The organism is Sphingomonas sp. FW306-05-A, assembly GCF_058782275.1.
Genome location: NZ_JBYSXN010000002.1, coordinates 744,823 through 760,072 on the forward strand (window position 1 = coordinate 744,823; position 15,250 = coordinate 760,072).

Consider the following 15,250-nt stretch of genomic DNA (forward strand, 5'->3'; position numbering starts at 1 on the left):
CTTGCGACGTTCGGCGGGGTGCGCGACTGAATGCCGGCCCCCTTTGTCTCAAGCCACGGGCACACCCCGCAGACCCTACAGCGCCGACAGCGTCACTGGCCCCATCACCCCTGATGCCGAAGCCACATCCGCTTCCACCAGCAGCACGATCCGCCGTGTTCCCCCGCCGGGCGAGATCCGCGCGTCGATCGGCGCAGGCGCAGCACCCGGTTTGTCCGCGACCCGCACGCCATCGACCCACAGTTCCGCACGCCCGCCGACCGCCGCGAAGCGCAACCGCCCCCCGCCAGCACCAACCGCCCGCCACGGCACGATCGACGACCGATAGACGCGCCAGCGCCCGCCAGACCCCGAAGGGGTCGCCGTGCCGCTCGCAACGAACGCCCAGCTGTTATTGTCGCCATCGCTTGGCGCGAGCTCAGGCGACGGGCGCGCGTCGAACGGCATCGACCGCCGCCATTGCGCGATGCGTTGCTGCGCGGGCGTGACCTCCACCTTCGGCGGCGGCGCGACCGCAAGCTGGTCGATCGTGAGCCGTGCCGCGGCCAATCCGGGCGCACGCGCCTCGACCGTGATCCGCCCACGCCCCTCCCCCGCGCGCACGATCACCTGCGCCAGTCCGTTGAACAAGGAGCGCGCGCCCGATCCAGCTGCCGACTGCTCGGGCTCGTGGCTATTGGGGTCGCCATTCCCCAACCCGATGATCGCGGCCCCCGTGACCGTGAACTGCACCGGCAAGTTCGCGGTCGGCACATGCCGCCCGCGCGCGTCGACAGCATCGACCGTGATCGGCTGCGCATCCTCGCCATCCCCCGCCATCACGCTTCGCGCAGGCGTCAGGCGGAGCGCAACCGCAGCCCCCACGGTCTCGTTCGCCGCCCGCGCGACGATCCGCCCACCGCGCAACGCGACGACCTCGATCCGCCCGGGCGCATAAGGCACCGTCCAGCTGTTCCCCATCCAGCGATCCACCGCCTGCGTCCCGAGCTCGCGCCCGTTGAGCCGCAGCGCCACCTGTTCGGCATTGCTCATCACCAGCACCATGATCGGCTGCCCCTCGCGCCCCGGCCAGCTCCAGTGCGGCGCGAGGCTGACGACGGGCGCATCATCGACCCAATGCGCGCGATGGATGTCGAAGGCGGTCTTGGGGAAACCGCACAGGTCGAGGATCCCGAAAAAGCTCGCGATCGTCGGCCAGGCATAAGGCGTCGGCTCACCGTGGTAGTCGAACCCGGTCCACACGAACCCGCCCGCGACGAAGGCGCGCTCGGCGATCTTCTTCCACGTCGCTCGGTGGGTGTCGCCCCAGCTCGCATTCTCGACATCATAGGAGGAAGCGATGTGCTTCGCCGGATCGCCCGCAAACGCGCCGCGCGTCTCATAGGCGCTGGTGTCCTCCGAACTCGTCATCGCGCGCTTGGGGAATTGCGCGTGGAAGCGATCGTAATCGTTCTGGTAGTAATTGAACCCGGTGACATCGACCACGTTGGCGACCGTCACCGGATCGAAGAACGACCCGTTGAGCGCGGCGGTGATCGGGCGGCTGTCATCGAGCTTGCGCACCGCATGCGCCATCCGCCGGACCATCTCCACGCCCGCCTCGGTTGCCTGCATCGGTTCCTCGTTGAACACCGACCACAGGATGACGCTCGGATGATTGCGGTCGCGCCGGATCAGCCATTCGAGCTGCGCGAGGTAGTCGGGGGCCGGGTTGAACTGGCGGTTCTCGTCCATCACGACGAACCCCATCCGGTCCGCCAGATCGAGCAGTTCGGGCGCGGGCGCGCCATGCGAACAGCGGATCGCATTGCACCCCATCGCCTTCAGCCGTTCGAGCCGCCAGCGCAGCACCGCATCGGGCACCGCGACGCCGACGCCCGCATGATCCTGATGCAGGCAGACGCCCTTGATCTTCACATGCCGGTCGTTGAGGTGAAAGCCCTGCGCCGGATCGAACCGGATCGTGCGGAAGCCGATCGCGACGCGGCGTTCGTCCACCACCGCACCATCGCGCCGCACCGTGGCGACCAGCGTATAGAGCTGCGGCGTCTCAATCGACCATAGACCCGGTGCCGCCACGTCGAGCGTCAGCGTCGCGTCGGCATCGTCCAACGGCGTAACCGTGACCGAAGATTCGCCTCGCGCCACCGTTCGCCCTTCCGGGTCGTGCAAAACCGCCTCAAACGTGACCGAAACCGGCGCGCGATCGACACTGAACAGCGTCGCGACGACTGGAACCTGCCAGCGTCCGTCTGCTTTCCGACGCGGATCGGCGTGCAAACCGTCGCTCGCAATCGCGACCGCCGCGCGCCTGACAAGCCAGGCGTGGCGGTAGATCCCGGCGCCTTCATACCACCAGCCTTCCATCGCCTGCGCATCGACGCGGATCGCGATGACATTCTCCGCATCCCCAAACCGCGCGAACGGGGTCAGGTCGACGATGACCCCGGTATAGCCCGACCAGCTGTGCGCCGCGACGCTCCCATTGACCCAGATCGTCGCATTGGTCGCGATTCCATCGAAGTGCAGCTCGATCTTCTTACCGCGATCCGCTGGATCCAGCCGCAGCGTGCGGCGATACCAGCCGATCCCGCGCGGGCGATAGCCCTGCGAGATATTCGCTGTCTCGACAAAGGGTTGCGCCGCCGCCCAGTCGTGCGGCAGCCGCACCGCGAGCCAGTCGGAATCATCGAACGCCATCGCCGCAGCGCCCTGCGCATTGCCCGCCTTGACGCTCAGATAGGTCTGTTCGTGATTGGCGGGTGGCGGCGGGACGACATCGCCTTCATGGAACCGCCAGCCGCGTTCGAGCCGGATCCGCGCCGGATCGATCTCGGGCAGCATCGGCGGCAGCACTCGCGTCGGTTGCGGCATCGGCAGCGCGCCCGCGTCGTCCGGCGCGATCTGCCGTGGGGCGGCGGCGAGACTGCCGCTCGCGGCTCCCGCCGCGCTCGCGGCGGACGCGAGCAGGAGCTGACGACGGTTCATGGCAAAACTCCGGGGTAGGGACAGGCGCGCTGGCGATCAGAGATCCGACAATTCCGCCACGAAATCATAGGCATCGCCGCGATAATAGGACCGCGTGAATTCCGCCGCGCGCCCGTCTTTCAGGAACCCCCGCCGCTCGATCAGCAAGCCCGGATGCCCCGCATCGACCCCGAGCATCCGCGCATGTTCCGCCCCGAACGGGATCGCGCGCAGCCGCTGGAGCGCGCGAACCGGTCGGCTGCCGGCCTTGTCGAGCGCGGTGTACAGCGATTCCTCGACCGCGCCGATCGCGGGCAGGCAATAGCCCGCGATGGTCGAGAATTCGAGCGCCATCGGCTGTTCGTCGGCAAAGCGGATACGGTGGAAGCGAAACACCGGCGTCCCCGGCGACAGCCCCAGCGACATCGCTTCCTCCGGATCGACCGTCCCCGTCGTCCGGCTGATCCAGCTGCTCGACGCGGTCTTGCCGCGCGCCGCCATGTCCTCGGAAAAAGACGACAATTTGGAGAAGCTCTTCTCGACACGCCCGGTCACGAAGGTGCCCGCGCCGCGCCGCCGTGTCAGCAACCCTTCCTCGACCAGCCCGCCGATCGCCTTGCGCACCGTAATACGCGAAACATCATAATCGGTCGCCAGATCGCGTTCGGCCGGGATCGCATCGCCCTGCGCGAGCACGTCCTGACCAATGGCATCGCGGATCAGTTGCTGCAGCTGAAGGTACAATGGCGCAGGATTTCCCTCGCGGAACGTCCCGATCTGATGTGTAAAAGCCACTGCCCACCCCTTGTCGAGCGCGCGATGCCCCGCGCCCGCGCGACGTTCGTTGGAGGCGAGACTAGTCAATGTTCCGATGGTGATCAATCGGCATAGTCCGCAACCAAATTGGTATGCGGAAACGAGGGCGCCCGCCGGGATTGCCTGACGAGCGATCTGCGACGGTCGCTTGCAAGTGGACCTATATTGGTTACACCTCTTAGCAAGACGCGGGAACACTCGACGGGGCGGAGGAATGGGCTTGGCAAGATTTGCGCAGACTATTGGCTGGATGCTGGGTGCGGTCGGCGCGATCGGCGTCGCGCCAGTCGCCGAAGCGCAGCCGATGTCGCCGGCCAAGCCCTTGGCGGTGCTGCCTCTTCCAGCGAGTATAGCGGCGAAACCCGGCACTCTCGTCATTTCGTCGAAATCTGCAATCGCCACGCCGCCCGGGGATGCCGAGGCCGCTTCGGCCGCCCGCCTGTTGATCGCGCACGTCATGACGACCCGCGGGATCACGCTGCAAACGGGCAAGAACGATGCGCCGATCCGCTTCGTCCGGGACCGAACCATCACCGGACCGGAAGCGTATCGGCTCGACGTCGACGCGACCGGGATCCGCATTGCCGCCGCGTCCCGCAACGGGTTCGTGTACGGCGCAATGACGCTGGCGCAGATGCTCAGTCCCGATCAGGCGTTCGGCAAGCCTGTGACGGTCGCGGGCGTCACGATCACGGATGCCCCCCGCTTCGCCTGGCGCGGCCTGATGGTTGATGTCGCGCGGCACTTCCAGCCGATGCCGTCGCTGTACAAGATCGTCGACCAGATGGCGGCGGTGAAGCTCAATACGCTCCATCTGCATCTGACCGATGACCAGGGCTGGCGGTTCGAAGTCAAACGCTATCCGAAACTTACAGAGATCGGCGCGTTCCGGTCGCCGCCGTCCACCGGCGGCCCCGCCCCGACGACCCGGGTCGGCGGTTTCTACACCCAGGTCGAACTCCGCGCGCTGGTGCGCTACGCCGCCGATCGTGGGATCACGATCGTTCCCGAAATCGACCTGCCCGGCCATGCTCAAGCGTTGGTCGCAGCCTACCCCGAGCTGGGCGTATTGGGTGACCGGCCCGCAGTCTCGCACGACTGGGGGATCAACCCGTATCTGCTCAACCCCGGCCCCAAGGGCGTCACCTTCGTCAAGAACGTGCTCGACGAACTGATCGCCGTCTTCCCCGGCAGCTACGTCCATCTCGGTGGCGACGAGGCGATCAAGGATCAGTGGCAACGCTCGCCGCAGGTGCAGGCGCAAATGGCGTCGCTCGACATCAAGACCGAGAACGCGCTGCAAAGCTGGCTGATCGACACGTTCGGACGCTATCTCGCGAGCAAGGGTCGCCGGCTGATCGGCTGGGACGAGATCCTCGAGGGCGGCTTGCCCCCGTCCGCGTCGGTGATGTCGTGGCGCGGCGAGCAGGGCGCGGTCGATGCGGCGAATGCGGGGCACGATGTCGTCCTGTCGCCCGATCCGATGCTGTACCTCGACAATCTGCAGAGCGGCAGCGCGGACGAACCGCCGGGGCGGCTCAAGGTCCAGACCCTCGCCGCGATCTACGGCTATGATCCGATGCCCAAGGGGATCGACGCCGCGCACGCCCGACACGTGCTCGGCGCGCAGGCGAATGCGTGGAGCGAGTATCTCGTAACGCCGTACCAGATGCAGCACGCGCTGTTCCCGCGCGCGGCGGCGCTCGCCGAGACGACCTGGTCGCGTGCGCCGCGCGACTTCGCCAGTTTCGCGAACCGGCTGTCGCCGCAGGTCGCGCGCTGGCGGCGGGGCGGGATCGAAGTCGCGGACAGCGCCTTCGCGGTCGGCTACACGCTGCAAAGCACGCGCGGCGACGCACTCCGCACCGGCAAGACGACGGTCGCGCTGGCGACGCAAGTGCCGGTCGGCACCATCCGCTACACGCTCGACGGTAGCGCGCCGACCCCGCGGTCCGCCGCTTATGCTACCCCGCTGACCGTCGCGCCCGGCGTCACGATCAAAGCCGCCGCGTTCGATGCCGACGGAATCGCCACCGCGAAGGTCCGGGACTTCGCCACGAGCCGCGCCGCCTTGCTATCACGCACGCCGTCCGATCTCGTCGCCTGCCCGGGGCGGTCGTTCGGGTTGCGGATGCCGATGACCGCGGATGCCGAGACCAACGGTCCCGCGGTCAACATCGGCGTGTTCGACACGTGCAGCGTCTATCCCGCCGCCCCGCTCGACGTCGCGGGCGGCTTCACCGTCGACGTCGCACGGATCGCGCGCAACTTCGGGCTGGCGCACGATACTGCGGACGTGCGCCAGCATTTCCGCGTCACGCCTTACGGCGAACTGCTCGTTTCGCTCGGGTGCCGCGACACGAGCGGTCGCGCGGCCGCCAAGGACGCGCCGCCGACCAAGGTGATCGCAAGCTTTCCGCTCCCCGATCCCGCGACCGCGCCGACACGCATGACCTTTTCCGCTACGCTTCCACGAATGACGGGTGACCACGACCTATGCTTCCAATTCACGTCGCCAGCCGAGGGGCCCAATTACGCGCCGCTGTCCGTCCAGCTGACCGAGCGCCGCTGATGCGCCGGGCTTTGCGCAGCGCCTTCGCCCTGACGTTGCTCGCCTCGGTCGCCGCACCGCTCGCTGCCGCGCCGCGTTCGGCGATCCAGCTCGACGACGGCTGGCAGGCGCGGATCGCGCCGTCGGACGGTGCTGCGATCGCCGCGCACCGTCCCGAGGCGCGCTGGTTCCCCGCGCGCGTGCCCGGCAGTATCCAGCAGGACCTGATCGCGCGCCACCGCGTGCCCGACCCGTTCCTCGCCACCAACGAAGCCGCGATCCAGTGGGTCGGGCGGGCCGACTGGCAATATCGCCGGACGCTCGCGGTGACGCCCGCGCTGCTCGCGCGCGATCATCTCGATCTGGTGTTTGACGGGCTCGACACCTTCGCGACCGTGACGATCAACGGGCATGCGGTGCTGACCGCCGACAACGCGCATCGCCGCTGGCGGATCGCCGCGAAACCGTTCCTTAAAGTCGGCGCGAACGAGATCCTCGTCACCTTCGCCGCGCCGATCAAGACGTTGCAGCCGATGGTGATGGCGCAAAAGGCGTCGCTTCCGGGCGAATATGATTCCGCGTTCGGCGACGAGCCCAAGGGCCGCCAGACCTCGCCCTACATCCGCAAGCCAAAGTATAACTACAGCTGGGACTGGGGCCCGCGCATTCTCAACGTCGGGCCGTGGCGCCCGGTGCGGCTCGAGGCGTGGGACAGCGCACGGATCGATACGCTGCGGGTCGAGCAGGATGCACTGTCCGATGCCGAAGCACGATTGCTCGCGAAAACCACGATCCAGGCCGATCGCCCCGGCCCCGCGCAGATCCGCGTCACGCTGACCGGCCCCGGCGGCACCAACCAGACCGTCACGCAAGCAGTGACACTCGCCGCAGGATCGAACGCCGTCTCGCTGCCGATCACGGTCGCGCACCCGCAACGCTGGCAGCCCGTCGGTTACGGCGCGCAGGCCCTGTACAGCGTGTCCGCCGCGCTCGAACAGGACGGGGCCGCAACCGACACCGCGGACCGCCGCATCGGGCTGCGCACGGTCGAGCTGATCCGCGACAATGGCGCGATGGGGTTCCGCGTCAACGGCATCCCGATTTTCGCCAAGGGCGCGAACGTCATTCCGTTCGACAGCTTCCCGACCCGCGTCACGCCCGCATCGATGCGCCTGCTGGTGACCGCCGCGCGCGACGCGAACATGAACATGCTGCGCATCTGGGGCGGCGGCTATTATCTCGACGACGCCTTTTACGACATGGCGGACGAGATGGGCCTGATGGTGTGGCAGGACTTCATGTTCGGCGGATCGGTCACCCCGCCCGATGCCGCCTTCCGCAAGAACGTCCAGATCGAGGCGGAGGAACAGGTCGAGCGGCTCGGCAACCATCCCTCGATCGTCCTGTGGGCGGGCGGCAACGAAATTTTGTCGGGCTGGGAAAACTGGAGCGATCGCAAGGCGTTCAAGAAAATCGTCGGCGCGGACGAGCAGGAGCGGATCGGCGTCGGCATGGCGGTGCTGTTCGATCGCGTGTTGCGCGATGCGGTGCTGACCCGCTCGCCGGGCACGCCCTATTGGCCGGGCTCGCCCTCGAACGACTATGACGGCCCGGCCGATACCGACAAAGCGGGCGACCGGCATTTCTGGGACGTCTGGTCGGGCTCCAAGCCGGTCGAACGCTATCTCGACGCCTGCCCGCGCTTCATGTCGGAATATGGCTTTCAGGCCATGCCCGACATGGCGACGGTGCGCGGCTTCGCGGGCAACGGCCCGCTCCAGCCGACCAGCCCGGTGCTCAAGGCGCACCAGAAGTTCCTCGCCGGCGAAGGCAATGACCGCCTGTTGCTCTACATGCGCGACCGGCTGGGCGAGCCCAAGGACATCGCCGACTTCGTCTATCTGAGCCAGGTCAACCAGGCCGAGGCGATTGCGCTGGCGGCGCTTCACCATCGCTCCTGCCGCCCGGTGACGATGGGGTCGCTCTACTGGCAGCTCAACGACGTCTGGCCGTCGATTTCCTGGTCGAGCATCGATTACGACGGGCGCTGGAAACTGCTCCATTATGCCGCGCGCCGCTTCTTCGCGCCGCAGGTGATCGTCGCCGAGCATAAGGACAATGCGACCCGGATCGCATTGGTCTCGGATGCGACCACCCCGATCGCCGCGCGCTGGCGCGTCCGCGCGTTCGATATGACGGGCAAGCCGCTCGCCGAGCAAGGCGCGGAAACCACGCTCCCCGCGCTGTCCGCCACCGACGTCGCCAAGCTCGACGATGCGGCGCTGTTCGCCGGAGCCGACCCCGCGACGAGCTATGCGGTCGCCGAACTGATGATCGGCGATGCGGTCGTCAGCCGCACGATCATCGAACGCGGCGTCCCCAAGACGATGCGCTACCCCGACCCTGGCCTGACCGCGACTTGGTCCGGCGACACGGTCACCGTGCGCGCAACCGCGCTCGCGCGCGCGGTGATGCTCGATTTCGGCAGCATCGGCGCGCACCCGTCCGACGACGGGTTCGACCTGTTGCCTGGCGAAAGCCGCACGATCACCGTCACGTCCAAGGCCACGCCAAAGGCGCTTGCCGCCGCCCTCACCCTCCGTTCGCTGGGATCCCGCCGATGATCTGGTTGTTGCTCGCCGCCGAGGCCGCGCAAGTCTCGCCCAACCTCGCCACCATGACCCCCCAGCAGAAAGCGGCGCAACTCCAGAGCAGCGCGCCCGCCGACCCCGCCGCCGGGCTGCCCGCCTATGACTGGTGGAGCGAGGGCCTCCACGGGATCGCGCGCAACGGCTATGCGACGGTCTTCCCGCAAGCGATCGGCATGGCCGCAACGTGGGACGCGCCGCTGCTCAAGCGGATCGGCGACGTCGTCGCGACCGAGGCGCGCGCCAAGTTCAATGCGCAGCCGGTGAATGCGGATCGCAAGATCTACGAAGGGCTGACGATCTGGTCGCCCAACATCAACATCTTCCGCGATCCGCGCTGGGGCCGCGGGCAGGAAACCTATGGCGAGGATCCGTATCTGACCGGGCGGCTCGGCGTCGCCTTTGTCACAGGTCTGCAGGGTCCCGACCCCGCGCACCCCAAGGTCATCGCCACGCCCAAGCATTTCGCGGTCCACAGCGGCCCCGAGGCGGGCCGCGACAGCTTCGACGTCGATCCGTCGCCGCAGGATCTGGAAGCGACCTATCTCCCCGCGTTCCGCCTCGCAGTGACCGAGGGCAAGGCGCAGTCGCTGATGTGCGCGTACAACTCGATCCTCGGCGTCCCCGCATGCGCCAACGCGCCGTTGATGATCGATCGGCTGCGGCGCGACTGGGGCTTCAAGGGCTTTACCGTGTCCGATTGCGATGCGGTCGCCAACGTCCACATGTACCACCATTACCGGCTCGATGCCGCGGGTGCCGCCGCGGCTTCGCTCAAGGGCGGGACCGACCTCAACTGCGGCAACACCTATGCCGCGCTGCCCGAGGCCCTGAAGCGCGGGCTGGTCACGCAGCAGGAGATCGACACCTCGCTGCAACGCGCGCTCGACGCCCGCCGCGCGCTCGGCATCGCTTACGGCGCGACCAGCCCGTGGTCGAAGATTTCGCCCAAGGAGATCGGCACGCCCGACCATCATGCGGTCGCGCTGGAGGCCGCGCGCAAGGCGATCGTCCTGCTCAAGAACGACGCCAACCGCTTGCCGCTCAAGGCCGGCACCCGGATCGCGCTGATCGGTGCGGACGCCGATGACGTCGGTGTGCTCCAGGGCAATTACCACGGCACCGCGATCACGCCGGTCACGCCGCTGGAAGGGATCCGCCGCGAATTCGGCGCGGCCAACGTCCGCTATGCGCAAGGCTCGCTGCTAGCCGACGGCTCGGCCGTACCGATCCCCGAGACCGCACTCCGCTCGAATGGCGCGCCCGGCTTGCAGGCCGAATATTTCGCCACCCCCGGCGCGACCGGCACCCCCGTCGCGACGCGGCGCGAGCGCCACATCGATCATGACACCAACCGCGCCGCCCCCGCCCCCGGCCTCGGCGCACAATGGAGCGCGCGCTGGACCGGCGAGCTCGTGCCACCGGGGCCGGGCAATTATCGCCTGATCGTCGATGCCCCCGCCTGCTGGAAATATTGCAAGTCGCACGATGCCGCGCGGCTGTGGATCGACGGCAAGCCGCTGTCGCAAGGCGAGATCAAGAAGGGCCGGATCGACGTTCCGTTCACAAGCGATGGCCGCCCAGTCGCGTTCAAACTAGAGTTCGACCATGTCAGCGACGACGAAGGCGTTCGCCTGCTGTGGCTCCCCCCCGCCGAACCGCTGATCGCCGAGGCAGTCGCCGCAGCGAACGCGTCCGACGTCGTGGTCGTGTCGGTCGGCCTGTCGCCCGATCTCGAAGGCGAGGCGCTGTCGGTCAGCGTTCCCGGTTTCGTCGGCGGTGACCGCACCGACATTGCGCTGCCGTTCGCACAGCAGCGCCTGATCGCGGCGCTCAAGGCGACGGGCAAGCCGATCGTGCTGGTGCTCACCAGCGGCAGTGCGGTCGCGCTCGACCCCGCCAATGCCGATGCGATCCTCGCCGCCTGGTATCCCGGAGAATCGGGCGGCACCGCGATTGCCGACACGCTCGCCGGACGCAACAATCCGTCGGGTCGCTTGCCGGTCACTTTCTACGCCAACACGACCGACCTGCCCGCCTTCGTCGATTACGGGATGAAGGAGCGGACCTATCGCTACTTCACCGGCACGCCGACCTGGGGCTTCGGTCACGGCCTGAGCTACACCAGCTACGGCTATACCGCGCCGGTCGCGCGCGTCAGCGTCGCCGCGGGGCAAAGCGCCACGGTACAGGTCCGCGTCGCCAATACCGGTGGCCGCGATGGCGAGGAAGTCGTCCAGGCATATCTCGTCCCGACCACCACCGCCGCAGGGGGCGGGACCACCCCGGTCCTCCAGCGTCAGCTCGTTGGCTTCACCCGCCTCGCGGTGCCGCGCGGTAAGACCCGCACCGCCAGCTTCACGCTCGATCCACGCAGCCTCAGCCTCGTCGCGCGCGACGGCACGCGCACGGTCGAGCCGGGCGCGTATCGCGTTTTCGTCGGCGGCGGTCAGCCCGGCACCGCGCCGGGCGCGTGGATCGACCTCACGATCACCGGCACCCGGCAGGAGCTCCCGAAATGATCGTGACACGCCGCGAAGCCATCCTCGGGGGCGTGGCGGGGGCTACGCTCGCCGCAACGCCCGCGCTCGGTGCGACCCCGCTACCGAGCAAGCGCCCCGCGGTCGACGCGCGCCGCTTCACCAGCCGCGCGGTCGAGCGCGAGATCGCGCGGGTCTCGGCGAAGATCGGCGATCCCAAGCTGCGCTGGATGTTCGCCAATTGCTATCCGAACACGCTCGATACCACCGTCAGACTGAGCACGGTCGATGGCGGCCCCGATGCGTTCGTCATTACCGGCGATATTCCGTGTCTGTGGCTGCGTGATTCCTCCGCGCAGATGACCCCCTATCTCCATCTCGCACGCGCGGATGCGCCGCTGCGGCAAGTCTTCCACGGTCTGATCGCGCGCCAGGCGCGCTCGATCCTGATCGACCCCTATGCCAATGCGTTCATGGAAGATCCGTCCGCCAAGACCGACCTGAGCTGGTCGCTGTCCGACAAGACCGACATGAAACCCGGCGTCGCCGAGCGCAAATGGGAGATCGATTCGCTCTGCTACCCGATGCGGCTCGCGCACGGCTATTGGCAGGCGACCCGCGACCGCGCGCCGTTCGACGCACGCTGGGCCGAAGCCGCGCGGCTGAGCATCGCGACCTTCCGCGTGCAACAACGCAAAGACGGTCCCGGGCCGTACAGCTTCCTGCGCAAATCGGATCGCAATATCGAGACGATGCCGCTCGACGGCTACGGCAACCCGTCGCGACCGGTCGGGCTGATCCATTGCGGGTTCCGCCCGTCGGACGATGCGTGCCTCTATCCCTTCCTGATTCCGTCCAACCTGTTCGCGGTCACCGCGCTTCGCGAACTCGCGGTCGTCGCACAGGGCGCGCGCGGGGACTCGGCGCTCGCGCAGGACGCCACCGCGCTCGCCGATGAAGTCGCGCGTGCGCTGGTCGAACATGGCCGGATGCGGCTGCGCGATGGCAGCGAAGTGTGGGCCTATGAGGTCGACGGCTTCGGCAATGCGATCTTCATGGACGACGCCAACGTCCCCTCGCTGTCGGGTCTCGGCTATCTCGGCTGCGTCCCCGCGAACGACCCGCTGTGGCTGCGCACCCAGGCCGCGGCGTGGAGCCCCGCCAATCCCTATTTCTTCCGGGGGAAAGCGGGCGAAGGGATCGGCGGCCCGCATGTCGGCCTGCGCCAGATCTGGCCGATGTCGCTCATCATCCGCGGCCTTTCCAGCGACGACCCCGCGACGATCCGCGCCTGCCTCAAGACCCTGCGCGATACCGACGCGGGCACCGGCTTCATGCACGAAACCTTCGACCAGGATGATCCCGCGCAATTCACCCGCTCGTGGTTCGCCTGGGCCAACGGCCTGTTCGGCGAGCTGATCGTCCGTGTCGCCAACACCCGCCCCGCTTTGCTGGAAGGCACCTTGTGAGCATCGACCGTCGTACCCTGATCGGCAGTTCCGCCATCGCCCTTCTCGCCAGCGCAATGCCACTCCGCGCCGCCACGCGCCCTGCCGCCACCGCGCCCAATTTGTTCGTCGGCACCGGCGGCGACGGGCATACCTACCCCGGCCCGACCCTGCCGTTCGGGATGGTCCAGCTCAGCCCCGATACCGACGTCACGCGCTGGGATACGTGCTCGGGCTACCACCACGGCGATAGCTCGATCATGGGGTTCAGCCACACCCATTTGTCGGGCACCGGGATCGGCGACATGCTCGACGTGCTGGTCGTGCCGACGACGGGTCCGGTGCAGTTGCTCCCCGGGCCGATCGACAATCCCGACGCGGGCTACCGGCAGCGCTATTCAAACGAAGTCGCCGAGCCGGGCTCGTACCGTGTCCAGCTCGAATCGGGGGTGCGTGCCGAACTCACCACGACCGAGCGGACCGGCTGGCATCGCTACACCTTCCCGCACGGCGCCGGGCATGTGCTGATCGACCTGTCGCATCTCGTCCACGACACCTCCGACAAGGCCCCGTTGATCGACGATGCGACGCTCGCGATCGACGCCGACGGGACGATCACCGGCGGTCGCCGCGTGTTCCGCTGGGCGAAGGGCCGCCGAATTCACTTCGCGCTGCAATGCTCGCGCCGCCCCGACCGCGTGACCTTCTATGGCGACGGCGATGTCGAGCAGCCCGCCGGCACCCGGCAAGTCGCAGGCAAGCGGCTCAAGCTCGCGCTTCACTTCGACGATGCGGGGGCGGCACCGCTGCTGCTGCGCTGTGGTATTTCGGGTGTCGATGTCGCGGGCGCGCGCGCCAACCTTGCGGCGGAAGCGTCGCATTGGGACTTCGACCGCACCTTGCGTGCCGCGCGCAAAAGCTGGGCCGACACATTGGGCGCGGTCCAGGTCGAGGGCGGGACTGCCGACCAGCGCACGATCCTCGCCTCGGCGCTGTATCACGCGCAGCTTGCCCCCACGCTGTTCTCGGACGTCGACGGGCGGTACGTCGGGCTCGATGGGCAGACGCACACGGTCCCGCGCGGCGGGGCCGCCTACAGCAGCTGGTCGCTGTGGGACACGTATCGCGCGCTCCACCCGCTGCTCACACTGATCGCGCCCGTGCGCACCAAGAGCCTGATCGACGACCTGATCCGCCAGACGCAGCAATCCCCTTATGGCCCGCTGGTGTGGCCGTTGCAGGGCAAGGAAACCGGCACGATGATCGGCTGGCACGGCGTCGTCCCGCTCGCCGAAGCCCGCGCGAAAGGCATTCCCGCCGACTACGCCGCCGCCTGGCCCGCAATCGCCAAGCGCAGCTTCGATTTCGCCGCCCCCGACAAGGACAACAGCCTCGGGCGCGACCTGTACGACCGGCTCGGCTATGTCCCCGCGGACAAGGTGTTCGAAAGCGTCAGCCGCACGCAGGAATATGCCTATGACGACTGGGCGTCGGCGCAGATCGCCCGCGCCGCCGGTGCGACCACCGACGCCGATCGCCTGCTCAAGCGCTCGGGCAACTGGCGCAACGTGATCGACCGCGAGACGGGCTTCGCGCGCCCCCGCTTCGCCGACGGCACATGGTGGACGCCGTACGATCCGATCCAGCTCGGCCACATGCCGCGCCCCGGCTGGCGTGACTATACCGAGGCGAACGGCTGGCAGGCGACCTTCCTCAACCAGCACGATATCTACAGCCGGATCGCCCACGTCGGCGGCGACACGGCGTTCGCGGCCAAGCTCGACGCGATGTTCTCCGCGCCCTCGACACTCCCCGCCAATGCGCCGCCCGATATCTCGGGGATGCTCGGCCAATATGCGCACGGCAACGAACCCGACCAGCATACCGCATACCTCTACGCCTATGCCGGCCAGCCGTGGAAGGCGCAGGCGATGGTCCGGCGGCTATGCACCGAAATGTACCGCAACGCGCCCGACGGCATCATCGGCAACGACGATTGCGGGCAGATGAGCGCGTGGTTCGTCTTCTCGGCGCTCGGCTTCTACCCGGTCGATCCGGTCGAGGCGGTCTATGTTTTCGGCTCCCCCCTGTTCGAACGCGCGGACGTGCGCGTCGGCGACCGCCGCACGTTGACGATCGACGCACCCGGCAACCGCGCCGATACGCCCTATGTCACTGCAATCACCTGGAACGGCAAACCCTGGACCAAGAGCTGGATCGACCACGCCACGCTCAGCGCCGGTGGCACGCTCCGCTTCACCATGTCGGCCAAGCCCAACCCCGGCTTCGGTGCGGCACGCGGCGATCGTCCCCCATCCTTCGGCCATTCGGCATGACCCT

Annotated in this window: 7 protein-coding genes; 5 read left to right on the plus strand and 2 right to left on the minus strand. The window is 68.0% G+C overall.

Annotation, left to right across the window (positions count from 1 at the left end):
* Positions 1-75: 75 nt before the first annotated feature.
* Both galA and AC3WJR_RS12375 read right to left on the minus strand, forming a co-directional pair.
* Positions 76-2,988 carry a beta-galactosidase GalA gene (galA, locus tag AC3WJR_RS12370; RefSeq protein WP_492725340.1) on the minus strand — a complete coding sequence of 971 codons (2,913 nt, stop codon included), beginning with the start codon at positions 2,986-2,988 and terminating at the stop codon, positions 76-78.
* Positions 2,989-3,024: 36 nt separating this feature from the next.
* Positions 3,025-3,762: a GntR family transcriptional regulator gene (locus AC3WJR_RS12375; protein ID WP_492725341.1), complete on the minus strand. Its 738-nt coding sequence runs from the start codon at positions 3,760-3,762 to the stop codon at positions 3,025-3,027.
* A 241-nt stretch (positions 3,763-4,003) separates the two neighbouring features.
* Here AC3WJR_RS12375 and AC3WJR_RS12380 point away from each other — a divergent pair, with 241 nt between their 5' ends.
* From AC3WJR_RS12380 to AC3WJR_RS12400, 5 genes are read left to right on the plus strand one after another with little or no spacing between them, the layout of a single operon-like run.
* Positions 4,004-6,355 carry a beta-N-acetylhexosaminidase gene (locus AC3WJR_RS12380; RefSeq protein ID WP_492725342.1) on the plus strand — a complete coding sequence of 784 codons (2,352 nt, stop codon included), beginning with the start codon at positions 4,004-4,006 and terminating at the stop codon, positions 6,353-6,355.
* Entirely contained in the window at positions 6,355-8,958 is a 2,604-nt protein-coding gene (locus AC3WJR_RS12385; RefSeq protein WP_492725343.1) for a beta-mannosidase, read from the plus strand. The genes AC3WJR_RS12380 and AC3WJR_RS12385 overlap by 1 nt, the downstream gene beginning before the upstream one ends.
* On the plus strand, positions 8,955-11,504 hold the full coding sequence (locus AC3WJR_RS12390) for a glycoside hydrolase family 3 C-terminal domain-containing protein (protein WP_492725344.1): 2,550 nt from the start codon (positions 8,955-8,957) through the stop codon (positions 11,502-11,504). Before AC3WJR_RS12385 ends, AC3WJR_RS12390 begins: the two co-directional genes overlap by 4 nt.
* Positions 11,501-12,931: a glycoside hydrolase family 125 protein gene (locus AC3WJR_RS12395; RefSeq protein WP_492725345.1), complete on the plus strand. Its 1,431-nt coding sequence runs from the start codon at positions 11,501-11,503 to the stop codon at positions 12,929-12,931. The genes AC3WJR_RS12390 and AC3WJR_RS12395 overlap by 4 nt, the downstream gene beginning before the upstream one ends.
* On the plus strand, positions 12,928-15,246 hold the full coding sequence (locus tag AC3WJR_RS12400; RefSeq protein ID WP_492725346.1) for a GH92 family glycosyl hydrolase: 2,319 nt from the start codon (positions 12,928-12,930) through the stop codon (positions 15,244-15,246). Before AC3WJR_RS12395 ends, AC3WJR_RS12400 begins: the two co-directional genes overlap by 4 nt.
* The last annotated feature ends 4 nt before the right edge of the window (positions 15,247-15,250 follow it).